Consider the following 22,769-nt stretch of genomic DNA (forward strand, 5'->3'; position numbering starts at 1 on the left):
CAAAACGCCCCCGGGGGCCTGTGGGCCCCGTCTAAGGAGCCCTCATGACCGCCCCCGTCATCCACTCGCTGCGCGAACAGATCCGCGAGCACATCCTGGAGGGGATCATCAGCGGTCGCTGGCAGCCGGGCGAGCGGATCGTGGAGCGGCGGATCGCGACCGAGCTGGAGGTCAGCCAGACGCCCGTGCGCGAGGCCCTGCGCGAGCTGGAGTCGCTGCGGCTGATCGAGTCCGCGCCCAACAAGGGCGTGCGGGTACGGAATCTGACGGCCGCCGACCTGGAGGAGAGCTACCCGGTCCGGGCCGGTCTGGAGGCCATCGCCGCCGAACTCGCGGCCGCGCGCCTCGCCGAGGACTGCTCGGCCCTCGAACCCCATGTCGCCGCCCTCTACGACGCCGACCGCCTGGCCGACGGCACGGCCCAGGTGCGGCACACGGTCGCCTTCCACCGGGAACTGGTCCGCGCGGCGGGCAACTCCGTGCTGCTGCACACCTGGGAGGGCCTCGGCATCGAGGTGTTCACGGCGCTGTCGATCCGGTGGCTGGGGACCGTGCAGCAGTCGTACGCGGAGGAGCACGAGGAGCTGGTGGCGGCGTTCCAGCGCCGCGATCCGCGGATCGCCGAGATCGTCAAGGCGCATGTGCTCGGGTGCGCTCCGCGGCACGAGGGCTGACAGGCCCCAGCGCTCAGCGGGTGCGACGAGGGCACTCCTCCACCCGGCCCAGCCGGAGTCCGCTGTGACGAGCGGGGTTGTTGAGGCGCATCAATACTGGTGGGAGCCGTGTCTCCCTCCGAGGCGGCGGTGCTCACGACTCCCGTCGCCGAGGTGGAGGCCGCGTGATCTGGACCCAGCTCACCTCCGTTCTCGCCGGGTCCGTACTGCCCTCCACGCTCGGCACGGTGGCCTCGGCCGCGACGGTGGCACGGGCTGTGGCTCGGGGACTGGGTGCCGTACCGGGGGTGCTGCCGGTGCTCGGGCCGCTGGTGCGCGGCGGTGCGCCCGGCCTGTGGCCCACCTCCGGAGGCGTGCAGATCGAGCTCCGGCGGCTGGGACAGCCCGGCACGGTGACGGCGGCTCGCGGCCTGGAGGCGGCGCTGCGCCGGATGCCGGGGGTGAGCCGCGCCGAGGTGAACGGCACGCTGGGCTGCGTGTACGTCGGCTGCGGACCGGACGCCGACCTGGACGCCATCGCCGGGATGGTCGCGGCGGCGGATGCCTCGGTCGGTGACGGGGCCGACGGACAGAGCGCACCGGGCGAGGCCGCCGAGGGACAGGACGCCGCCGAGGCGCAGGACGCGGAACACCGCGAACCCGAGGAGCGGAGCACACCCGGCGAGGCCACCGAAGCGCCGAGCGCGCCGTCCGGCGCGGCCGGCCGGCAGGGCGCGCCGCGTGACGCGGCCCGAGGGCCGGGCGGTGCGGACCGGGGGCGGCCCACCGTCGGTTACCCCGGGGATCCGCGGGCGCAGGTCGGTGCGGCGGTGCGGCTCGGGGCCGGGGTGCTGGCGGTCGGGGTCACGGCGGTGGGGGACGCGCTGCGGCTGCGCGGGCTGCATCCGCTGGTGCTGTCGGCGATCCAGCTCGCGGAGTCCACGCCGCCCCTGCGCGAGGGCCTCGCCCGCCGGATCGGCTACACCGCCACGGAACGCGGCTTCACCGTGGCGAACCTGCTGGCGACGACGCTGACCTTCCGGCCGCTCGGCGCCACGGTGGCCGCCACGCTGGCCGCCGCCCGGTTCGCGGAGGTGCGGGCACGGCGCACGGCGTGGGCGAAGTGGGCGGGCAGGCTGGCCGTGCACGAGGGGACGTACCGCCATGACGCGGTGCCGGCCCATAAGCGCCCCGCGCCGCTGCCGCCGGGCCCGGGCGAGCGGTACGCGAACGTGGCGGCGCCGGTGGCGCTCGCGGCGTACGGGCTGACCACACTCAGCACGCTGAGCCACGACCGGGGGATCGCCCTGCTGATCGCGGGAACGCCGCGCGGGCCCCTGTCCGGCCGCGAGGCGTTCGCCGCCACGGTGGGCCGGGCCGTGTCCGACCGGGGCGCCCTGGTGCTGCGCCCGGAGGTGCTGCGGCGCCTGGACCGGATCGACACCGTGGTGCTCGACGCCCGGGTGCTGGCCGGCCGCGACTGGACCGTCGAGGGCGTGCTGCTCCTGCCGACGCCCGGTTCCCCGCCCGCCGAGGGTCAGCCGCAGGGCATCCCGGAGAGCAGGAGACCCGGGGACGCCGCCGAGCCCGGAGGTCCGGACGGCGGGCCCGGCGACGACGAGATCCACGTACGGATCCACGAGCTGGTGGAGGCGGAGGGGACGGCCGGAAGCCGGCAGCGGGTCGGCGCCCCCGAACCGCGGCCGCGCGGCTGGGAGTTGCGGCCCTTCGACGACCCCTCCGACGGTGTGCCGGACACCGGCGCGCTGCCCCCGGACGCCGTCGCGCAGGCCCGGGAGTGGGGCGAGCGGGGGGCGCGGGTCGTACTCGTGGTGCGGGAGGGGATGCCGGTGGCCGTGGCCGCTCTGGTTCCCCAACTGCATCCGCTGGCCCACCACTTGGTGCGCGCGGCACAGCAGTGCGGCCGGGTGCGGCTGGTGGGCGGCCCGCCCGGACTGCATCTGCGCTTCGGTCTGGACGAGGCCGTGCCGACCGGGCACCGGCGCACGGCCGCGCTGGTGCGGTCCCTCCAGGCCCAGGGGCACGGGGTGGCCGTGATCTCGGCGCGCACCCGGCGTGCCCTGGTCCGCGCGGACCTGGGCCTCGGGTCGATCTCCGACCCCCGGCACGTGCCCTGGGACGCCGATGTCGCCGCCCCACCGGATGTCGTCCACCTGCTGCTGACCGCTCTGCCGGAGGCCCGGCGGATCAGCAGGCTGTGCGCCCGGCTGGAGGGCGCCGGTGCCGCCGCGGGCTCGGCGCTCGCGCTGCTGGTGCCCCGTCCGCGTGCCTGGGAACGGGCCCGGCTGGTGGCCGACGGCGTGACGATCGCCGGGATGTCGGCCGGTCTCTGGGCGGGGTGGCGGCTGCACGGCCGCCCCGCGCCGGCGGCCACCGGGCACACCCCCTGGCACGCGATGGCGGTACGTCAGGTGATGGCCCGGCTCGGTACCTCGTCCCGGGGTCTGGACGAGGCGGAGGCCGCGCGGCGCCGCCAGTTCGAGGGGGACGACCACCACGACGGCGCCGTCACCCTGATCGGCCGGGTCGCGGAGGAGCTGGCCAATCCGCTCACCCCCATCCTCGCGATCGGCGGCGGTATCTCGGCGGCGCTCGGCTCCGTGCTGGACGCCGTGCTGATCGGCGGGGTGCTCGGCGTGGACGCGCTGGTCGGCGGGGTGCAGCGGCAGCAGGCCGACGACGCGGCGGAGCGGCTGGTCGAGGCCACCTCGGTGCGGGTGCGGGTGCTGCGGCCCGGCCGGGCGGAGGCGGTGGAGACGGCCGGTGAGCACCTGGTGCGCGGCGATGTGATCGAGCTGCGGGCCGGCGACTCGGTGCCGGCGGACTGCCGGGTGGTGCGGGCCCAGGGGCTGGAGGTGGACGAGTCCAGCCTGACCGGCGAGTCGCTGCCCGTCACCAAGACCGCGGCTCCGACCTCGGCCCGCGCGGTCGCGGACCGCACGTCGATGCTGTACGAGGGCACGACGGTGGCGGCCGGTCACGCGCTCGGCGTGGTCGTGGCCACCGGCACGGCCACCGAGGCGGGCAGCGCGGGCGAGGCGGGCCCCGAGAGCGGACCGCCGGAGAGCGGGGTGGAGCGGCGGCTGAAGGCGCTGGGCCGCTGGTTCCTGCCGTTGTCCGTCGGCGCGGGCGTGGTCCTGTTCGCCGTCGACATGCTGCGCGGACGGCCGTTGGGCTCGGCCCTGGGCTCGGCGGTCAGCCTGTGCGTGGCGGCCGTACCGGAGGGGCTGCCGTTCGTCGCCACGGTCGCGGAGCTGGCGGCGGCCCGCCGGCTGTCCACCCGCGACACCCTGGTCCGCAGCGCCTCCACCATCGAGGCACTGGGCCGCACCGACGTGCTGTGCTTCGACAAGACCGGCACGCTCACCGAGGGCCGGATCAGTCTTCAGCAGGTCTCCGACGGTGTGCAGCGCGGTGCGCCGGAGCGGGTCGGGCCGGCGCTGCGGCGGATCGTCGCCACGGCCGCCCTGGCCGGGCCGCCGGGGGCCGCGGCGGACCTCACCCATCCCACCGACCGGGCCATCGCGGCGGGGGCCGAGCTGCTGGGCGCGGCTCCGGCCCGCGCGGCCGGGCTGGGTACGGACACCTGGGAGCGCCTCGCCGAGCTGCCGTTCGAGCCGGGGCGTGGCTTCCACGCCGTGCGGGGGCGGACGGACGGCGAGGCGCGGATCGTCGTCAAGGGCGCGCCGGAGGTCGTGCTGGCGCGCTGTGACCGGGTGCGCCGGGGGGACGTCACGCGGCCGTTCGACGACGGGGTGCGCGAGGAGACGGAGGCGGAGGTCGACCGGCTGGCCAGACGCGGTCTGAGGGTGCTGGCGGTGGCCGAGCGCGTGCTGCCCGAGGGCGCCCCGCACGACGACGGCGAGCTCGACGACGAGGGCGTGGACGGCCTGTGTCTGCTGGGGCTGCTGGGGCTCGCCGACCCGGTGCGGGCCACCGCCGCCGAGAGCGTGGACCGGCTGTCCCGGGCCGGGGTGCGGATCGTCATGGTCACCGGGGACCACCCGAGCACGGCCGCCGCCATCGCCCGGGAGCTGCGCCCCGAGGAGGAGCCGCGCCTGATGACGGGGGCGGAGCTGGACGCCCTCGACGACGCGGAGCTGGCCAGGACGCTGCCGGACATCACCGTGTTCGCCCGGACCACCCCGGCGCACAAGGTCCGTATCGTCAGCGCGCTGCGCTCGGCCGGCCGGATCGTCGCCGTCACCGGCGACGGCGCCAACGACGCGCCCGCCATCCGGATCGCCGACGTCGGCATCGCGCTCGGCTCACGGGCGACGCCGGCCGCTCGGGCCGCGGCCGACATGGTCGTCACCGACGACCGGATCGAGACCATCGTCGACGCGTTCGTCGAGGGACGGGCCATGTGGGCCTCGGTGCGCAAGGCGCTGGGGATCCTGCTCGGCGGCAACCTGGGGGAGATCGCGTTCACCCTGGCGACCACGCTGCTGACCGGGCGCAGTGCGCTGAACGCGCGCCAGCTGCTGCTGGTCAACGTGCTCACCGACATGCTGCCCGCCATGGCCATCGCGGCCCGGCCGCCCGCCGCCGACCGGGACCAGTTGCTCGCCGAGGGCCCGGAGGCCTCGCTCGGCCAGGCCCTGACCCGGCACATCCGGCTGCGCGCCACGGTCACCACCGTCGCGGCCGGCACCGCCTGGATCATCGCCCGTGCGACCGGTACCCGGGCGCGCGCCGACACCGTCGCGCTGGTCGCCCTGGTGACGTCCCAGCTGTTCCAGACGCTTCAGGACGCGGGCCGCGATCCGGTGGTCGCCATCGCCGTGGCGGGGTCCCTGGTGGTGCTGGGCGTGGTCGTGACCGTGCCGGGGCTCAGCCACTTCTTCGGCAGCCGGCCGCTCGGCCCGGCGGGCTGGACGATCGCGCTGGCGACGGCGGCGGGGTCGGTGCTGGTGCCCGCGGCGGCCAGGGGCGCCATCGGCACGCTGGGGAAAGTTCACCCTGAAGACACCCGGGTGCGGTCCGCCGGATGACATCGGGCCGGACAAAGGAGTCGTACCCAGTACGACGCACATGAAAGGCGGCTGATCATGCCGCACATCCTCAGCACGATCCTGACCCAGGTGGCCATCGCCCTTCTCGAGGCGGTCCTGGTGCGCCTGGCCATGCAGCTCTGGAAGGCGTTCGGCACGAGCGGGCGCCCGGTGGCGGCCACGGCCTGATCCGCGCCCCCGCCGACCTGGGCGAAGTGTCCGGTCAGGTCGGGTTTAGCCGGGTGAGGTCATGGAAGGCGGCTGGGAAGACCCAGTACCCCCATCCCCGAGCAGGGGAGGACGGCGATGACTTCCCCACAGACGCAGACCCGGCACGCGGACCAGTCCACCCCGGCCGAGGCCGGCAACGGCCAGGCCGACCGGAAACGGTCCGGCGGCAAGGTGGTGCACCTGCACACCGCGCACCCACGGGTCCCCATTCCCTATGTGACGCCGGGCGACATGTTCTCGGGCGCCCGCAAGGCGACCTCGACGGCCGCGACCTCGGCGGCGGCGACGGCGACCTCCCTGGTCCCCTCACCCCGCAAGCTGGCCTTCTACGGCCTGCTCGGCGGCATGACCGTCGCCGGAGCGATGGCCTGGCCGGTCGCGGTGGCCGTCGGCGCCGCCACCGAGGTGATCACCCGGGAGCAGTCCTCCCGCCACCGCCAACAGCACGAGCACATGGAACGGGACCACGCCCAGGACCAGGAGGGCCCGCCGTCCACGACCGGACGGGCGGACCCGGGCACGACCGGGCGGACGGTCACCGGGTGAGTACGCCCGCCTCCTGAGCGTCGCTGGGATCCCGGCACCGAGAAGGCCGCCGGGACCCCACCGACGTTCAGCGCCTCCGGTCGACGCGGGCCGCCCAAGCTAGCCGCCCGCAACTCAGGTGAGCAGGGAAAACACGGCACCGCGTGCCTGATGGTCCGGCACCGGATGCCAATTTCTCGCGATCGAGCCCTTTTGGGTCGCCAACCTTTGATCGATCATCGATCAGCGAGTTACAGTCGCCGACGGACACGCGACGGAGTCACACATCGACCCCGCACCGAAGTCCGCCCGCCCTGTCCTGCCAAAGACCTAGGGCACCCCCGAACCCTTGACGACGAGGGAACCCCCTTCGACTGAGGAAGGCGGCGACATGACCGACCCCAACGCCATCCAGCCGAGCGAGCTCGACCAGCTCCCTGACCGCGACCCCGAGGAGACCGCCGAATGGCAGGCCTCGCTGGACGCGGTCGCCAAGGCTGCCGGGCCGCATCGCGCGGCGTACCTGATGCGCCGCACGCTGGAACGGGCCGAGGGCAACGGCATCGCGCTGCCCAAGCTCCTCGAGACCGACTACGTCAACACCATCCCGACCTCCGCCGAGCCGTCCGCGCCCGGTGACGAGGCGATGGAGCGCCGGATCACCGCGTGGAACCGCTGGAACGCGGCCGCCATGGTGACCCGCGGCTCGAAACACGGCGTCGGCGGCCACATCGCCACCTTCGCCTCCGCGGCCTGGCTCTACGAGACCGGCTTCAACCACTTCTTCAAGGGCAAGGAGGCGGACGGCTCCGGCGACCAGCTCTACATCCAGGGCCACGCCTCCCCCGGCATCTACGCCCGCGCCTTCCTCGACGGCCGTCTCACCGAGCAGCACCTGGACAACTTCCGCCAGGAGGCCGGCGGCAACGGCCTGCCGTCGTACCCGCACCCCCGCCGCCTGCCCTGGCTGTGGGAGTTCCCCACCGTCTCCATGGGCCTCGGCCCGCTGTCGGCGATCTACCAGGCGCGTTTCAACCGCTATCTGACCGCGCGCGGCGTCAAGGACGTCTCGAACTCCCACGTCTGGGCGTTCCTCGGCGACGGCGAGATGGACGAACCGGAGTCCACGGCGGCCCTCGCCCTGGCCTCCCGCGAGGGCCTGGACAACCTGACCTTCGTCATCAACTGCAACCTCCAGCGCCTCGACGGCCCGGTCCGCGCCAACTTCAAGATCGTTCAGGAGCTGGAGGCGCAGTTCCGCGGCGCCGGCTGGAACGTCGTGAAGACGCTGTGGGGCACGGCGTGGGACGAGCTGTTCCAGCTCGACACCACCGGCGCGCTGGTACGCCGCCTGCGCGAGGTACCCGACGCGCAGGTGCAGACGTACCAGACCCGCGACGCCGCCTATATCCGCGAGGACTTCTTCGGCAAGGACCCGGCGCTCGTCGAGATGGCGAAGCTGCTGAGCGACGACAAGATCCTCGAGTGCTTCCACCTCTCCCGCGGTGGCCACGAGGCGCGCAAGGTGTACGCCGCCTACAAGGCCGCCGTCGAGTTCAAGGGCGCGCCGACCGTGATCCTGGCCCAGACGGTCAAGGGCCACACCCTCGGCGAGGGCTTCGCGTCGAAGAACGCCAACCACCAGATGAAGAAGCTGTCGGTGGACGAGTTCAAGAACATGCGTGACCTTCTCGAGCTGCCCATCTCCGACGCCCAGTTCGTCGACGGGGTCGTGCCCTACGGCCACCCCGGCGCCGACTCGCCCGAGGTCCGCTACCTCCAGGAGACCCGCGCGGCCCTCGGCGGCCCGGCCCCGGCCCGTCGCGTCCACCCGGTGGCCCCGCTGCCGGCCCCGGCCGACAAGGCGTTCGCCTCCTTCGACAAGGGCTCGGGCTCGCAGAACGTGGCGACCACGATGGCCTTCGTCCGCCTGGTCAAGGACCTGGTCCGCGACAAGGAGACGGGCAGCCGCTGGGTGCCGATCGTCCCCGACGAGGCGCGCACCTTCGGTATGGAGTCGCTCTTCCCGTCCCTCGGGATCTACTCCCCCAAGGGCCAGACGTACGAGCCGGTCGACCGTGACCAGCTGATGTACTACAAGGAGGCCAAGAACGGCCAGATCCTCAACGAGGGGATCACCGAGGCCGGTTCGATGGCCGACTTCATCGCCGCGTCCACCGCGTACGCGACGCACGGCGAGGCGATGATCCCGTTCTACATCTTCTACTCGATGTTCGGCTGGCAGCGCACGGCCGACCAGATGTGGCAGCTCGGCGACCAGCTCGGCCGCGGCTTCCTGGTCGGCGCGACGGCGGGCCGTACGACCCTGACGGGCGAGGGCCTCCAGCACGCCGACGGTCACTCGCCGGTGATCGCGGCGACGAACCCGGCGGCGCTGACGTACGACCCGGCCTTCGCCTACGAGGTCGCGGCGATCGTCAAGGACGGTCTGCGCCGGATGTACGGCGAGGCGGCGCCGGACGAGGACCCGAACGTCTTCTACTACCTCACCGTCTACAACGAGCCGCTGCCGCAGCCGGCCAAGCCGGCGGTGAGCGGGATCGACGAGGGCATCGTCAAGGGCCTGTACCGCTTCAACACGGCGGAGTCGGCGGGCGTGACCGTGCCGGCGAACGCCCCGCGCATCCAGCTGCTCGGCTCCGGCACGGCGATCCACTGGGCCCTGAAGGCGCAGCGGCTGCTCGCCGAGGAGTGGGGCGTGGCCGCCGACGTCTGGTCGGCGACGTCCTGGACGGAGCTGCGCCGGGACGCCCTGGAGGCGGACGCGGCGCTGCTGCGGGGCGAGGAGCGCCTGCCGTACGTCCGTCAGGCACTGCACGGCGCCGAGGGCCCGGTCCTCGCCGTCTCCGACTACATGCGCCAGGTCCCCGACCAGATCGCGCAGTGGGTCGAGCAGGACTACTCCTCCCTCGGTGCCGACGGCTTCGGCCTGTCCGACACCCGCGAGGCGGCCCGCCGCCACTTCGGCGTCGACGCCGAGTCGATCGTCGTGGCGGCCCTGGCCCAGCTCGCGAAGCGGGGCGAGGTCAAGGCGACGGCGGTCAAGGAGGCGCGGGAGAAGTACGGCCTGTAAGGGCTGACCTTCCTGGTCCTCGACGAAGGGGTACGGCGGCTGCCGTACCCCTTCGTTGTCAGTGGGCCCCGGCATCATGGCCGTATGCGCGCTGCCCGGCTGATCAAGATGGTGCTGTTGCTCCAGTCCCGGCCGTCCATGACCGCCGCCGAGCTGGCGCGCGAGCTGGAGGTGTCGGAGCGGACCGTGACACGGGACGCGCAGGCGTTGTCGGAGGCGGGCGTTCCGGTGTACGCGGACCGGGGGCGGGCCGGTGGGTACCGGCTCATCGGGGGCTATCGGACCAGGCTGACGGGGCTCGCGCGGAGCGAGGCCGAGGCGCTGTTCCTCAGTGGGGTGCCGGGCGCGCTGCGGGAGATGGGGCTGGAGGACGCCGCGTCCGCCGCGCGGCTGAAGGTGTCCGCCGCGCTGCTGCCCTCCCTGCGTGACGCCTCCCGTACGGCGACCCAGCGATTCCATCTGGACGCCCCGAACTGGTTCAAGGAACCGAAGACTCCCGAGCTGCTGCCGGCCGTCGCGGACGCGGTGTGGGACGACCGGCGGATCGTGGCGCGGTACCGGCGCGGGGAGAGCGAGGTCGAGCGGGAGCTGGAGCCGTACGGGCTCGTGCTGAAGGCGGGCGTCTGGTATCTGTGCGCCCGGGTGGCGGGGCATGGGGTGTTCCGGGTGTACCGGATCGACCGGTTCACCGCCGTGGACAGCGGTGACGAGCGGTTCGAGCGGGACGAGGAGTTCGATCTGCCGGGCTTCTGGGAGGAGCGGGCCGAGCAGTTCGCGCGGTCCCTGCTGCGGGCCGAGGTGGTGGTGCGGGTGTCCCCGGGCGGGGTGCGCAGACTGCCGTACACCGTGGATCCGGGGTCCGCGCGGGAGGCACTGGAGACGGCCGGTGTCCCGGACGGGGAGGGCTGGGTGACGCTGACGCTGCCGGTGGAGTCCGAGGAGGTCGCCCACACCCAGCTCGCGGCGCTCGGTCCGGAGGTGGAGGTGCTGGCGCCGCCGGAGCTGAGGGAGCGGTTCGCCGACGATGCGATACGGCTGGCTGAGCTGTATCGCGGGTGAGGGGGGGACAACGGGGTTCCGTGCCGTGGGTGCCGCAAGGCGCTCGGGAGATCGCGCATAACAATCCGCCACACTCCACGTGCGCCCCACCCGCCCAGGGCCGATGCTTGACCCGTGATGGACGAGACCGAGTTCTGGGAGCTGGTGGACGGCACCCGTGAAGGCGCCGAGGGTGACCCGGAGGAGCAGGCCGACCTGCTGGTGGAACGGCTTCTCCAACGGGACCCCGACGCGGTGCTCGACTTCGCCCGTCACTTCGAGGCCCGCTACAACCGCGCGTACACCTGGGACCTGTGGGGCGCCGCCTGGGTCCTGCTGGACGGAGCCAGCGACGACGCGTTCGACTTCTTCCGGTGCTGGCTGATCGGCCAGGGCCGCGAGGTGTACGAGGGCGGGGTGCACGACCCCGACTCGCTGGCCGACCTGTTGGACGACTTCGACGAGGAGTTCGACGGCGACGGCGAGGAGCTCGGCTACGCCGCGGACGAGGCGTACGAGCAACTCACCGGCACGGTCGCCCCCGACCTCGGCATCCCGCCCGCGCCCCCGGAACCAGGGGGCGCGCCGGTCGACTTCGAGAACGAGCGGGCGCTCGCGGAGCGTTTCCCCAGGCTGTGGGAGCGATTCAAGGACTGAGGCCTCGGACCGCCGGCCGCACCTCAGGCCACGACCCGCCTCCGGCTCGGGTCGGACGGGATGTACGCCTGGGTCTGCTCGGCCCTCACCGCGTGGTGCATCGGCGCCTTGTTGGCCTGGTCCAGCGCGGAGGCCGTGACGGCGGCCGGCCCCAGGACGACGGTCGCGACCGCGCAGACGACCGTCCAGACACGCTTGCCGCTGTTACCGCCACCGCTGCTGCTGCTCATGATCCCCACCTCCGGTCGGTACGTGTCCATGACGATAGGAAGGCTGTCTCGGGGCGCCCCTTGAGCCCGCTACGAGAAGCCTGTGAGGGTTGTGCCTTCCGGGAAGGTTCACTCTCCGTCTCTTGACCCGGTGTGTGATCTCCGGCTTACGGTGGCCGCCCCGAACAGGAGCATTCAGCCCATGACCAGCCCGTACGTACGGGAGATCACGCGCGAGGACCACCTGGCCCATCTGCGGCTGTACCCCGACGCGAGCCACCTCCAGATTCCCGAGTGGGCGGATGTGAAGCCCGGCTGGCACTCCGAGAGCGTCGGCTGGTTCGAGGACGGGCCCGCCGGTGAGGTCCTGATCGCGTCGGCGCTGGTCCTGTACCGCCCGCTGCCCGGCACCCGGCGCTGCCTCGCCTACCTCCCGGACGGCCCCGGGATCGACTGGCGGGCGCCACGGGTGGACCGCTGGCTGGACGCCCTGGTCGCCCATGTGGAGGGGCGCGGGGCGTTCTCGCTCCGGATCGGACCGCCGCTGGTCGTACGGCACTGGGAGGCGGACACCGTCGCGGCGGGCGTCGCCGACCCCGACGTACGCGATCTGCACGATCTGCCCGCCGACGGCCTCGACGGACAGGCGCTGGACGTCGCGGAGCGGCTGGGGCGGCTCGGGTGGCGGCGGTGCGCGGAGGGGCACGGCAGCGGCTTCGGCCTCGGTCAGCCGCGCTACGGCTGCCATGTGCCGCTGGCGGGGCGCTCGATGGACGAGTTGCGCGACGCGCTCGCCCCGCGCTGGGAGCAGTCCCTGCGCACGGCGGAGCGGGCGGGTGTGCATGTGTCCTGGGCCACGGCCGCCGACCTGCCGGAGTTCTACCGTCTGTACACCGCGACCGCCGAACGCGACGGGTTCCGGGCCCGCCCGCTGAGCTACTTCCAGCGCATGTGGGCGGCCCTGAACTCCGTGGACGAGGACCGGCTGCGGCTCTACGTCGCCGAGTACGACGGTGAGGTGCTCTCCGCGGCGCTCATGATCAGCGTCGGTTCCCGGGTGTGGCACTCGTACGCCGCCTCCGGTAGACGGGGGCGGGAACTGCGGCCGAGCAGCGCGCTGTTGTGGCGGATGCTGGGGGACGCCCGGCAGGCGGGGGCACGGACGTACGACCTGCGTTCCGTCACGCCGAGCCTGACCGAGGGCCGGTTGCTCGGGCGGCTGCTGTTCAAGACGGGGGCGGGCGGCAGGGCCGTGGAGTACCTCGGGGAGTGGGAGCGGCCGGTGGGGAGCCAGGGGAAGGCGCTCCAGCGGGCGGTGGGGGTCTATCTGGGGCGCCGGTGAGCGCTCAGGGCCTGCCCTGGAGGCGGGCGGCGGCCTCCCTGATCTCCGGGATGCGGGCGCTCAGGGCCGCGCCGGGGCAGCTGGTCATGTAGCCCATGCTGTGGCCGGCGACGGCGGGGAAGGTGGCGTTGGTGCCGGCGGAGTAGCGGCTGTGGCTGTTGCTGGAGGTGAGCCGGACCGCCGAGCGGGGGTCGGTGCCGGAGAGCCCCAGCTTCCAGGCGGCGATCGCGGCGATCGCGTCGGTCATCGCCTTGGGCACGGGTACGCCGGCCGTGAAGGTGCCGATGGCCGCGATGCCGGTGGTGCGGTGGTTGAAGCCCTGGGTGTGGGCGCCGGTGACGGGGCGGGTGATGCCGCCCGCGCGGCCCTCGTAGACGGTGCCGCAGCGGTCGACGAGGAAGTTGTAGCCGATGTCGTCCCAGTCGCGTGAGCCGGTCTGGCCGGTGTACACGTCCCGGATGATGCGGGGGACGTCGGCGCAGTCGTATCCGTTGGGCGAGTCGGTGTGATGCACGAACACGGCGACGACCTCGTCGTCGTACCGAGGGGGCGGCTGCGCCCGCCGGGCGTCGCCGTCCAGCCAGGCCGTCCGCGGCACGATGCGCGGCATGGGCGCCCGGTACGCCCCCGCTTGCCGGGCCGCGACGGGCCGCTCGCCCGCCTCGACGCTCCGCTCGACCCCGCGCGCGCAGAGCACCAGCGCGAACAGGGCGGCGAGCCCCGGAAGACAGGCGAGCACCACGAGCAGCCCGACGGGGACACGAGCCCCGGGACCGCTCCGCGACCAGATCCGACGCTGCTGCCGGAGGAAGGGCTCCAGCCGGGCCTCGATCCACCGGTGCGGACGCGCGGCCCGCGCCGAGCGGGCGGCCTCGCCGGGGTTGCCGGCCCCGTACGCGGGCCGCCGTCGAAACCGGCCCTGCCGCTCGTAGGGAAGCTGCCGCCGAATCCGGGGCACCTGCCCTGCGCCGGACCCCCGCACCCCTCGCTCCCGCCCCCGCTCGGCCCGGAGCTTGGAGCGGGACTTCCGGTGCATACGGGGGGCATGGGGGTCGGCTGTCGACGGGCTGGGGGTGGAGGTGTGGGGGGTGGCGGCCGGCCGTTGAGTCTGGGCGGGCTCGGCCGATTGCCCGGGCCCGGGTGTCTGGTGGGTGCCGGCGGGCTGCTGAGCCTCCGGCGTCCGGTGGGGACCAGCCGGTGGCCTGGCCTCGGGTGTCCGTGGGGCTCGGGTCGGCTGCCGATCCGGGGGTGTCCGGTGCGTACCAGCCGGTGGCTCGCTCTCCGGGGCTCCAATCGGCCGCTGATCCGGAGGTGTCCGGTGGATGCCGACGGGCTGCCGCGGCTCGGACGTCTCCTGAGCACCGGCCCACGGCCCTGTCCCGGCGGCTGTCTGCGGGACTCCGGTCCCCGGCTCGGCTCCGGACGGCCGCAGGATCGCTCCGTGCCGCTCGATGCGAAGCCGGCGCCTGATCCGGGCCTTGCGCCGGGCCTGGGGCGGCTCAGGGCCCTCGGGCCGCTCCCGGACTTCGGGCACATCGCCCTCGGCCCGGCCGGAGCCCGCCTGGCCCTCGGCCTTCTGGGCCGTCCGTTCCGATCCCGCTACAGACCCCGCACCGATTGCGTGCGCGGCACTCCCGCCATCCCCCGCATCCGACCCTCCCCGCCCACCCTCCACCGAAGGCGAGACACCAGCCCCCTCCCCCTCGCTTCCCCCACTCCGCGCGACCCACCCCGCCTCCCACATCCGCGCAGCCCAAGGTATTCGTACGGCACGAGGTCTTCGTCTCCCCCGTGTGCCTGGGAAGACCCCTCGGGTGACCCGTCGGAAGACACGCATGGTCCTACTGTCCGACGGATCCCGTCCGCCCGCGATGTGTGGTGTGACACGCGGTGGAACCATCGTCCCGGTCCAGGGCGTTTCTCCTGGTGCACGCAGCGTGGCCGGTTCCCGGTTTGCGTGGGCGTGTGTGCTGATCAACGGGCGGCTGACGCGCGTACTAAGGGGTCCGAGAGAAAGGCGGCTCAGTGGACCTGCTCGACATCCTGCTGTTGCTGGTGATCCTGGCCTACGCGGCGTCCGGCTACCGCCGGGGACTGGTCGCCGGCTGTGTGTCGCTCGCCGGCTTCGTGGGCGGCGCGGTGATCGGCGTATGGATCCTGCCGTGGATGATGGACCTGGTCACGCCGGGCACGACGCAGGCGACGGTGACCGCGGTGCTCACCGTGCTGGTGCCGGCCGTGGTGGTGCACGAGCTGGCGGGACGGCTGGCGCTGCGGCTGCGCCGGGAGCTGGACCGCGGACCGCTCAGGGTGGCCGACGGCGTCGGCGGCGCCGTGGCCAACTCGGTGGCCGTGCTGATCGTGGCCTGGGTCGCGGCCAGCGTCCTCGCCGCGTCCTCCTCGCCGGTGCTCACGGCGGCGATCCGGGACTCCCGGCTCCTCGGCACCGTGCAGGACGCCATGCCGGACACCACTCCGGCCTGGTTCTCCCGCGCCACCTCCGCGCTCACCGAGGCAGGCTTCCCACAGGTCTTCAACCCGTTCGAGAACGAGTCCACCGCCGAGGTCGCCGAGCCCTCCGGCGACAGCGTGACGGCGGCCGCGACCAACGCGGCCAAGCTCAGCACCGTCAAGATCGAGGGCGCCTCGGGCACCCAGGGCCGCGAGGGCAGCGGTTTCGTCTACGCCCCGGAGCATGTGATGACCAACGCCCACGTGGTGGCCGGCATCGACGCGCCCGCCGTCCGGGTCGGCGGCGTCGGGCGGTCGTACGAGTCACGCGTGGTGCTCTTCGATCCGGCGCGGGACGTCGCGGTGCTGTACGTCCCCGAGCTGCGCGCCCCCGTCCTGGGATTCGACGACGACGCCTCGCGCGGCGACTCGGCGGTCGTCGCGGGCTACCCGGAGGACGGCGACCTGAACCTCCAGGCGGCGACGGTCGCGAACCGCGTACAGGCGACGGGCCAGAACATCTACAACGACGACACCGTCACCCGCGAGATCTACTCGATCCGTTCCACCGTGCGCCCCGGCAACTCGGGCGGCCCGCTGCTGACCACCGACGGCAAGGTGTTCGGCGTCGTCTTCGCCCGCTCCACCTCCGACGACGAGACCGGCTACGTCCTGACGGCGGCCGAGGTCGCCGCGGACGCCGAACGCGCCGCGAACGCGACGGCACCCGTGGACACGGGGGAACTGGTCACCTCCTGAGGCAGGCCGCGAGGGCGGTCAGAGCATGCGCCCCATCACCACGTCGTCCACATAGCGGCCGTCCAGGAAGAACTCCTCCGGCAGCACCCCCTCCACCACGAACCCCTCCGCCTCGTACAGCTTGCGCGCCGGTGTGTTGTGCCCGAGGACGCGCAGGGTGAGGCGGCGCGCGCCCCTGCGGCGGGCCTCCTCGACGGCCGCGCGGATCAGCGCCCGGCCGACGCCCCGGCCACGGGCCTCGTCGGCGACGGCGAAGCCCTGGATCTGCCGCACGTGCGCGTTGGAGACGAGCGGGGTGGCGAAGGCCAGCCGGACATAGCCGACGATGTGGCGGTCGAGCTCGGCGACGAGGTGGTCGCCGGGAGCGTGGCGCTCGTCGAAGAAGGGGGCGTACGGCGGCTGCGGGCGTGGGGTGACCGCGTGCAGCGTGGACCATGTGCCGCGGTCGAGGGCGGACAGTTCCTCGTCGTCGTCCGGCAGGGCGATGCGTATGTTCGGCGACTGGTGCGGTGCGGGCATGAGCGCCACCCTACGTCCGGGGGAAGGGATGCCAACCAGGGCTTTATCGGGTCACGGGCAGGATGGATCTCATGGAACGTTCAAGAATCTTGGTGGCGGGCTCCTCCGGCCTCATCGGCGGTGCTCTGGTGCGCTCCCTGCTCGACGACGGGCACGAAGTGGTACGGCTGGTGCGCCGCGCGCCGAGGTCCAAGGACGAGGTGCGGTGGGACCCGGACGGCGGGTCCGTGGACGCGGCGGGGCTCGCGGGGTGCGACGCGGTGGTCAATCTGGCGGGGGCGAACGTGGGTTCGCGGCGCTGGACGGACGCGTACAAGGCGACGTTGCGGTCCGGGCGGGTGCGGGGCACGGCGGCGCTCGCCGAGGCCATGGCCTCACTGGAGCCGGAGCGGCGACCGCGGGTCTTCGTGAACGGCAGCGCGATCGGCTACTACGGCGAGACCGGTGAGCGGGCCGTCGACGAGAGCGCCCCGCCCGGCGAGGGTTTCCTGCCCTCGCTGGTCGTCGACTGGGAGGGCGCGGCGGCGCCCGCGCGCGAGGCGGGCGTGCGGACGGTGTTCCCGCGCACGGGGCTGGTGGTGGCCCGCGACGGCGGGGCCTGGGGACGGCTGTTCCCGCTGTTCAAGGCCGGCGTCGGCGGGCGGCTGGGCGACGGGCGGCAGTACTGGTCCTTCGTCTCGCTGCACGACGAGGTGGCCGCCATCCGGCATCTGATCGACCGGGACGACCTGTCCGGCCCGTTCAATGTGACCGCCCCACAGCCGCTGACGAACCGTGAGATCACCGAGGCGATGGGCCGGGTGCTGCACCGGCCCACGTTGTTCCAGGTGCCCGCGCCGGTGCTGCGGACAGTGCTCGGCGAGATGGCGGGGGACGTTCTCGGCAGTCAACGGGTGCTGCCCACCCGCCTGTTGGAGTCAGGGTTCACCTTCGCGTTCCCGGAGATCGAGGGGGCGATCCGGGCCGCGGCGAGGTGACCGCCGACCGGACCGGGAAGTCCGTATGCGACCGCCGTGCGACCGTGCTCTGTCGATGCGCGACTGTTGCTGACCGATCACCGCCCTAACCTCGTCCCGAACTCGGGTATTCCCGGAGCCTGTTGGGGGCATGACGTCTCCACCGGCCGCGCAACCTCGAGGAGGGGCACGTGCTTGAGCCCGCGTACCAGGCGGACGTCGTCATCGTGGGAGCCGGGGTCGCCGGACTCTCCGCGGCACATCGCCTGACCAGCGCAGGAATAACGACGGCAGTCCTGGAGGCCGCCCCTTGCCCGGGCGGCCGCATGGCGACCGAGAAGGTCGACGGGTTCCGGCTCGACCGGATCGGGCAACTGCTGTCCACGTCGTATCCCGAACTACGCCTGACCCCAGGTCTCGACAACCTGGCGTTGCGCCCCTTCGCGCCAGGTGTCCTGCTGCACAGCGACGGACGTCGGCAGCGCGCGGGAGCGGTGCCGAGCGCGATGGGCGCCAGGCGCGCGAGGGGCGCATTGCACGCGGTGCGCGCCCTGGCAAGCGCCCCTCGGCCCTCGTCCGTGCGGGGCGTCGCGGGACAGGCGTCGATCCCGAGGGTGCGCGCGGGCGCCCCGCTGGGCTCCGCCGTGGACCAGGCCCGACTCGGCGCCGCACTCGCCCGTTTCGCCTCCTCCCCGGTCGAACGGCTGCTGGCCCGACCGGAGTTGCCGGCCGCCGAGGCCCTGGCGGCACGCGGGCTTCCCGCGCGCACGATCGACGGCTTCCTGCGGCCGCTGCTGGCCGCCCTGCTGTGCGACCCGGAGCTGGCGACGTCCAGCCGCTGCGCGGATCTGGCCCTGCGCGCCTTCGCCAGCGGGCGGCTGTGCGTGCCCGAGGGCGGCGCGGAGGCTCTGCCGGAGCTGCTGGCGCAGGCACTGCCGCCGGGGACCGTGCACACCGGGGTGCGGGTCACCTCGGTGGCCACGACGTCCGTGACCACGGCGGAGCACGGCGAGATACGGTGCCGGGCCGTCCTGGTGGCGACGGACGCGCGGACCGCCGCCGAACTGCTGCCGGGGCTGCGGGTGCCGGACTTCCATCCGGTGACGGTCGTCCACCACACCACCGACGAACCGCCCACCACCGGCGCCGCGCTCCTGCTGGACGCCGACCGGGGCGGCCCGGTCGCGCACACGGCGGTGATCAGCCAGGTCGACCCGACCCGCGCCCCGGCGGGCCGGGCCCTGATCTCCTCGACGGTGCTGGGCACCCCGCCGCCCGACATCGACACGGCCGTACGGATGCACCTGTCCCGCCTCTACGGCACCTCCACGGCCCGCTGGGAGACCCTCGCCGTGCAGCACACCCCGGAGGCCGTCCCGGCGATGCGCCCACCGCACGACCTGCGCCGCCCGGTGCGCCTCCTGGCCGGCCTGTACGTCTGCGGCGACCACCGGGACACCAGCACGGTCCAGGGCGCGCTCCACTCGGCGCACCGGGCCGCCGCGGCGATCCTGTCGGATCTGGGCGCGGCGGGCTCGATGCACCGGGCGGAGCCGTTAAGGGCGGCGGCCTGAGACACCCCGCGCGGGCGCGGCCTACAACAGCGCCGCGACCTTGTCCCGGTACCCCCGCACGGGCGCCGCGTCCCGATACGGCTCCAACCTCCGCTCGAAGTCCTTGACGTACTCGATCGCCCGCACCGACCGCATCTCGACAGCCTGTCCGGCCGCCTCCGCCCCCAGGGAACACGCCTGGTCGAGTTCACCGAGCCCCAGACGGGCGGAGGCGAGCACCACGCGGCAGAACAGCCGGCTGCGGGCATAGGCGGGTGCCCGCAGTTGCAGGGAACGCTCGGCGTGCTGGGCCGCCGCGCGGAACTGCTGAAGATCCCGGTGACAGTGCCCGAACTCGTCGGCCAGCTGCGCCTCGTCGAAGAACCGGGCCCAGTACGGCACGTCGTCGCCGGGACGTGCCGCCTCCAGGGCGCGCTCGGCCCGCACCAGGGAGGCCGTACAGGCGCGCACCTCCCCCAGCACGCCGTGCCCGCGCGCCTCGCAGGCGTGCAGCAGTGCCTGCACCACCGGCGGCGCGCCCGTGCCCACCCCCTGCTGGGCCACCCGGGCCAGCTGGACGGCCTCACGGCCGTGCCCGAGATAGACGGCCTGGCGGCTCATGGTGACCAGGACGTAGGAGCCGTAGGGCCGGTCCCCCGCGGCCTGGGCGAGCCGCAGCGACTGCACGAAGTACCGCTGCGCGAGCCCGTGCGCGGCGATGTCGTACGACGTCCAGCCCGCGAGCCGCGTGAGGTCGGCGGCGGCCGCGAACAGGCGGCGGCCGGTCTGCTCGCCGTAGGTACCGCGCAGCATCGGCTCGCACTCGTGCTCCAGATAGCGCACGAGCGCCTGCCGGGCGTGGCCGCCGCCGTACATGTCGTCGAGGGAGCGGAACAGCTCGCCGACCGAGCGCAGCGCGGCGATGTCGCCGCCGGTGACCTTCTGGCCGGGGCCGCGCTCGGCCTGGCCGCGCTGGCGGGGCACCGCCGCGGGACGGACCTGGGCCGGGATGCGGGCGAGCGGTTCGCCGCGGGCGACCTTGTCGTCGGCGCGGCCGATCAGCCAGTCCCGGCTGGGCACGACGAGCCCGGCCGGGGTGAAGGCGATCTTGCGGAGTTCGGCGTGGCTGCCGGAGTCCTTGCGCCACAGTCCGCTGACGATGTCGACGGCCTCCTCGGGCGACGCGGCGAACTCCAGCCCGGCGTACACGGGCGCGCAGGCGTCGAGCCCGAGGTCCTGGGCGCTGAGCCGACGGCCGAGGCGGCGTGTGAAGACCTCGGCGATGAGGGCCGGCGTGGTGCCGCGCGGCTGCTGTCCGCGCAGCCAGCGGGTGACCGATGTCTTGTCGTATCTGAGATCAAGCCCGTGTTCGAGGCCGAGCTGGTCCACTCGGCGGGCGAGACCCGCGTTGGAGAATCCCGCTTCTGCGATGAGCGCGGCGAGCTGGCGGTTGGGAGTGCGCTGCGCGGGTCGTTCCGTCATCTGCGGTGCGGTCTCCTGCCTTTCGGGCCTCGCAGAGCCATACGGCCACCGAGTGCCCGGATTGCCGGTGAGCTGCCCTTTTGGCCTCTCGAACGGCGCGAATGTAGCGGAGAGTAAGCAGTCGATCGCACATTACGCCGCCTATTCATCCGATCGTGTGAGGATTGCCCTACCGGGCTGACGCAGACCGCGAGACCGCACTCGAACGCCCCGGTCGTACAGTGGCGTAGGCACGCTTTGTGCCTTACGACTTTCAAGGCTGCTTCCAGGGAGGCGCTTGCCGTGAGTGAGTTGCGGTTCGTCCGCATGGGATTCGGCGCGGACGCCGTCGAGTACCAGCAGGCGTGGGACGAGCAGCGCCGGGTGCACGCGGCCCGGTTCGAGGACGAGATCTCCGACACGGTCCTGCTGCTCGAACACCCTCCGGTCTATACGGCGGGCCGGCGCACGGCGGACAACGAGCGGCCCCTGGACGGCACGCCGGTCATCGACGTCGACCGCGGCGGCAAGATCACCTGGCACGGTCCCGGCCAGCTGGTCGGCTACCCGATCCAGAAGCTGCCCCGCCCGGTGGACGTCGTGGCGCACGTACGGCGGCTGGAGGAGGCCCTGATCCGCACGTGCACGGAGTTCGGCCTGGAGACCACCCGGGTCGAGGGCCGCAGCGGCGTATGGGTGCTGGGCGACCCGGTGGAGCAGCGCCCCGCGCTCGGCGGCCTGGCCCTGGACTTCGACCCCCGCCTCACCGACGAGGAGTTCGACCCGCGTCTGGACGGCCCCGAGTACGCCCCCTCCAACGCCGGCCAGCGGCGCGAGGACCGCAAGATCGCGGCGATCGGCATCCGGGTCGCCAAGGGCGTGACCATGCACGGCTTCGCGCTGAACGTGAACCCGGACAACAAGTGGTTCGACCGGATCATCCCGTGCGGGATCCGCGACGCGGGCGTCGCCTCGCTGTCGAACGAGCTCGGCCGGGACGTCACGATCGACGAGGTGCTGCCGGTCGTCGAGCGGCACCTGAAGGACGTACTGGAGAACGCCGAGCTGAAGCCGCGGTCGGTGGAGAAGACGCCGGTGTCTGTCAGCCCGTCCGGCGTTTGAGGACGAGGCCGTTCAGGCCGAAGCGGGGGGCTGGGGGCGGCAGCCCCCAGCAAAGGTCAGCGCCCACGCCGGGCAACAAATCAACGGGCGTACCCTGGGTGACGCCGAAGAATCAATCGCTAGGGAGCCGGTCGTGTCCGCAGTCGCACCCGACGGACGCAAGATGCTGCGCCTGGAGGTCCGCAACAGCCAGACCCCCATCGAGCGCAAGCCCGAGTGGATCAAGACCCGGGCGAAAATGGGCCCCGAGTACACGAAGATGCAGAACCTCGTGAAGAGCGAGGGCCTGCACACGGTCTGCCAGGAAGCCGGCTGCCCGAACATCTACGAGTGCTGGGAGGACCGCGAGGCGACCTTCCTCATCGGCGGCGACCAGTGCACCCGGCGCTGCGACTTCTGCCAGATCGACACCGGCAAGCCCGAGGCGCTCGACCTTGACGAGCCGCGCCGGGTCGGCGAGTCCGTGGTCACCATGGACCTGAACTACGCCACCATCACCGGCGTCGCCCGCGACGACCTCCCGGACGGCGGCGCCTGGCTGTACGCCGAGACGGTCCGCCAGATCCACGAGCAGACCGCCGGGCGCGAGGCCGGCCGCACCAAGGTCGAGCTGCTCGCCCCGGACTTCAACGCCGTGCCGGAGCTGCTCCAGGAGGTCTTCGCCTCCCGCCCCGAGGTCTTCGCGCACAACGTCGAGACGGTCCCCCGGATCTTCAAGCGCATCCGCCCCGGCTTCCGCTACGAGCGCTCCCTGAAGGTCATCACCGAGGCCCGCGACTACGGCCTGGTGACGAAGTCCAACCTGATCCTCGGCATGGGCGAGACCCGTGAGGAGATCAGCGACGCGCTGAAGCAGCTGCACGACGCGGGCTGCGAGCTGGTCACCATCACGCAGTACCTGCGCCCGAGCGTGCGGCACCACCCCGTGGAGCGCTGGGTCAAGCCGCAGGAGTTCGTGGAGCTGAAGGACGAGGCCGAGCAGATCGGCTTCTCCGGCGTGATGTCCGGACCGCTGGTGCGCTCCTCGTACCGGGCCGGCCGGCTGTACCAGATGGCGGTCGAGAAGCGGGGTACGTACATCGCCTCCCAGGCGGTCTGATGGCACGGGGTGCCACCGTGCGCGTGTGAATCCGCGCACAAGCAAACACCCCCCGACAGCGACGAGTTGACGCGGTCCTGGACGT

Annotated in this window: 17 protein-coding genes; 13 read left to right on the plus strand and 4 right to left on the minus strand. The window is 73.3% G+C overall.

Features of this window, described 5'->3' with window-relative positions; genetic code table 11:
- Positions 1 to 44: 44 nt before the first annotated feature.
- From ACIQWG_RS08445 to ACIQWG_RS08475, 7 genes are all read left to right on the plus strand, one after another.
- The gene (locus tag ACIQWG_RS08445) at positions 45 to 674 is read left to right on the plus strand and encodes a GntR family transcriptional regulator (RefSeq protein ID WP_404092018.1); all 630 of its coding nucleotides are present in this window, start codon (positions 45 to 47) and stop codon (positions 672 to 674) included.
- A gap of 164 nt (positions 675 to 838) precedes the next feature.
- The gene (locus ACIQWG_RS08450; RefSeq protein WP_404092020.1) at positions 839 to 5,668 is read left to right on the plus strand and encodes an HAD-IC family P-type ATPase; all 4,830 of its coding nucleotides are present in this window, start codon (positions 839 to 841) and stop codon (positions 5,666 to 5,668) included.
- Between the two features lie 57 nt (positions 5,669 to 5,725).
- Positions 5,726 to 5,857, plus strand: a complete 132-nt coding sequence (locus tag ACIQWG_RS08455) for a hypothetical protein (RefSeq protein ID WP_404092022.1) — start codon at positions 5,726 to 5,728, stop codon at positions 5,855 to 5,857.
- Between the two features lie 117 nt (positions 5,858 to 5,974).
- Positions 5,975 to 6,445: a hypothetical protein gene (locus ACIQWG_RS08460; RefSeq protein ID WP_404092024.1), complete on the plus strand. Its 471-nt coding sequence runs from the start codon at positions 5,975 to 5,977 to the stop codon at positions 6,443 to 6,445.
- A gap of 370 nt (positions 6,446 to 6,815) precedes the next feature.
- Positions 6,816 to 9,518, plus strand: a complete 2,703-nt coding sequence (gene aceE, locus ACIQWG_RS08465) for a pyruvate dehydrogenase (acetyl-transferring), homodimeric type (protein ID WP_404092026.1) — start codon at positions 6,816 to 6,818, stop codon at positions 9,516 to 9,518.
- Positions 9,519 to 9,602: 84 nt separating this feature from the next.
- Entirely contained in the window at positions 9,603 to 10,577 is a 975-nt protein-coding gene (locus tag ACIQWG_RS08470) for a helix-turn-helix transcriptional regulator (RefSeq protein WP_404092028.1), read from the plus strand.
- A gap of 117 nt (positions 10,578 to 10,694) precedes the next feature.
- Positions 10,695 to 11,213, plus strand: coding sequence for a DUF4240 domain-containing protein (locus tag ACIQWG_RS08475; RefSeq protein WP_404093503.1), 519 nt, complete (start codon positions 10,695 to 10,697; stop codon positions 11,211 to 11,213).
- Between the two features lie 23 nt (positions 11,214 to 11,236).
- Here the strand turns inward: ACIQWG_RS08475 and ACIQWG_RS08480 are convergent, their stop codons facing one another.
- Complete coding sequence (locus ACIQWG_RS08480; RefSeq protein ID WP_404092030.1) at positions 11,237 to 11,443, minus strand: hypothetical protein; 207 nt, start codon at positions 11,441 to 11,443, stop codon at positions 11,237 to 11,239.
- A 181-nt stretch (positions 11,444 to 11,624) separates the two neighbouring features.
- Between ACIQWG_RS08480 and ACIQWG_RS08485 the strand changes: the two genes are divergently transcribed.
- Positions 11,625 to 12,764, plus strand: coding sequence for a lipid II:glycine glycyltransferase FemX (locus ACIQWG_RS08485; RefSeq protein ID WP_404092033.1), 1,140 nt, complete (start codon positions 11,625 to 11,627; stop codon positions 12,762 to 12,764).
- Positions 12,765 to 12,768: 4 nt separating this feature from the next.
- Here the strand turns inward: ACIQWG_RS08485 and ACIQWG_RS08490 are convergent, their stop codons facing one another.
- Positions 12,769 to 13,512 carry a peptidoglycan recognition protein gene (locus ACIQWG_RS08490; protein WP_404093505.1) on the minus strand — a complete coding sequence of 248 codons (744 nt, stop codon included), beginning with the start codon at positions 13,510 to 13,512 and terminating at the stop codon, positions 12,769 to 12,771.
- Positions 13,513 to 14,789: 1,277 nt separating this feature from the next.
- Here ACIQWG_RS08490 and ACIQWG_RS08495 point away from each other — a divergent pair.
- Positions 14,790 to 15,974 carry a MarP family serine protease gene (locus ACIQWG_RS08495; RefSeq protein ID WP_404092034.1) on the plus strand — a complete coding sequence of 395 codons (1,185 nt, stop codon included), beginning with the start codon at positions 14,790 to 14,792 and terminating at the stop codon, positions 15,972 to 15,974.
- Between the two features lie 18 nt (positions 15,975 to 15,992).
- Here ACIQWG_RS08495 and ACIQWG_RS08500 read toward each other — a convergent pair whose 3' ends face one another.
- A complete protein-coding gene (locus ACIQWG_RS08500) occupies positions 15,993 to 16,493 on the minus strand; it encodes a GNAT family N-acetyltransferase (RefSeq protein WP_404092037.1) in 501 nt (166 codons plus the stop codon).
- Positions 16,494 to 16,564: 71 nt separating this feature from the next.
- On the opposite strand from ACIQWG_RS08500, the gene ACIQWG_RS08505 reads away from it, so the two are divergent.
- Both ACIQWG_RS08505 and ACIQWG_RS08510 read left to right on the plus strand, forming a co-directional pair.
- Complete coding sequence (locus tag ACIQWG_RS08505) at positions 16,565 to 17,470, plus strand: TIGR01777 family oxidoreductase (RefSeq protein WP_404092039.1); 906 nt, start codon at positions 16,565 to 16,567, stop codon at positions 17,468 to 17,470.
- A 170-nt stretch (positions 17,471 to 17,640) separates the two neighbouring features.
- A complete protein-coding gene (locus ACIQWG_RS08510; protein ID WP_404092042.1) occupies positions 17,641 to 19,023 on the plus strand; it encodes an NAD(P)/FAD-dependent oxidoreductase in 1,383 nt (460 codons plus the stop codon).
- Between the two features lie 21 nt (positions 19,024 to 19,044).
- Here ACIQWG_RS08510 and ACIQWG_RS08515 read toward each other — a convergent pair whose 3' ends face one another.
- Positions 19,045 to 20,484: a regulator gene (locus tag ACIQWG_RS08515; protein ID WP_404092043.1), complete on the minus strand. Its 1,440-nt coding sequence runs from the start codon at positions 20,482 to 20,484 to the stop codon at positions 19,045 to 19,047.
- 282 nt (positions 20,485 to 20,766) lie between these two features.
- Between ACIQWG_RS08515 and lipB the strand changes: the two genes are divergently transcribed.
- Both lipB and lipA read left to right on the plus strand, forming a co-directional pair.
- Positions 20,767 to 21,585, plus strand: a complete 819-nt coding sequence (gene lipB, locus ACIQWG_RS08520; protein ID WP_404092046.1) for a lipoyl(octanoyl) transferase LipB — start codon at positions 20,767 to 20,769, stop codon at positions 21,583 to 21,585.
- Positions 21,586 to 21,718: 133 nt separating this feature from the next.
- The gene (lipA, locus tag ACIQWG_RS08525; protein ID WP_404092048.1) at positions 21,719 to 22,684 is read left to right on the plus strand and encodes a lipoyl synthase; all 966 of its coding nucleotides are present in this window, start codon (positions 21,719 to 21,721) and stop codon (positions 22,682 to 22,684) included.
- Positions 22,685 to 22,769: the final 85 nt, after the last annotated feature.

Origin of the sequence: Streptomyces sp. NPDC098781 (assembly GCF_044759995.1) — a bacterium.
Classification (GTDB): domain Bacteria; phylum Actinomycetota; class Actinomycetes; order Streptomycetales; family Streptomycetaceae; genus Streptomyces.

Bases quoted from the DNA above. Each gene is read 5' to 3' on its own strand.
- ACIQWG_RS08445 (WP_404092018.1), top strand. From the start codon at position 45: ATGACCGCCCCCGTCATCCACTCGCTGCGCGAACAGATCCGCGAGCAC.
- ACIQWG_RS08455 (WP_404092022.1), top strand. From the start codon at position 5,726: ATGCCGCACATCCTCAGCACGATCCTGACCCAGGTGGCCATCGCCCTT.
- ACIQWG_RS08460 (WP_404092024.1), top strand. From the start codon at position 5,975: ATGACTTCCCCACAGACGCAGACCCGGCACGCGGACCAGTCCACCCCG.
- aceE (WP_404092026.1), top strand. From the start codon at position 6,816: ATGACCGACCCCAACGCCATCCAGCCGAGCGAGCTCGACCAGCTCCCT.
- ACIQWG_RS08470 (WP_404092028.1), top strand. From the start codon at position 9,603: ATGCGCGCTGCCCGGCTGATCAAGATGGTGCTGTTGCTCCAGTCCCGG.
- ACIQWG_RS08475 (WP_404093503.1), top strand. From the start codon at position 10,695: ATGGACGAGACCGAGTTCTGGGAGCTGGTGGACGGCACCCGTGAAGGC.
- ACIQWG_RS08480 (WP_404092030.1), bottom strand. From the start codon at position 11,443: ATGAGCAGCAGCAGCGGTGGCGGTAACAGCGGCAAGCGTGTCTGGACG.
- ACIQWG_RS08485 (WP_404092033.1), top strand. From the start codon at position 11,625: ATGACCAGCCCGTACGTACGGGAGATCACGCGCGAGGACCACCTGGCC.
- ACIQWG_RS08500 (WP_404092037.1), bottom strand. From the start codon at position 16,493: ATGCCCGCACCGCACCAGTCGCCGAACATACGCATCGCCCTGCCGGAC.
- ACIQWG_RS08505 (WP_404092039.1), top strand. From the start codon at position 16,565: ATGGAACGTTCAAGAATCTTGGTGGCGGGCTCCTCCGGCCTCATCGGC.
- ACIQWG_RS08515 (WP_404092043.1), bottom strand. From the start codon at position 20,484: ATGACGGAACGACCCGCGCAGCGCACTCCCAACCGCCAGCTCGCCGCG.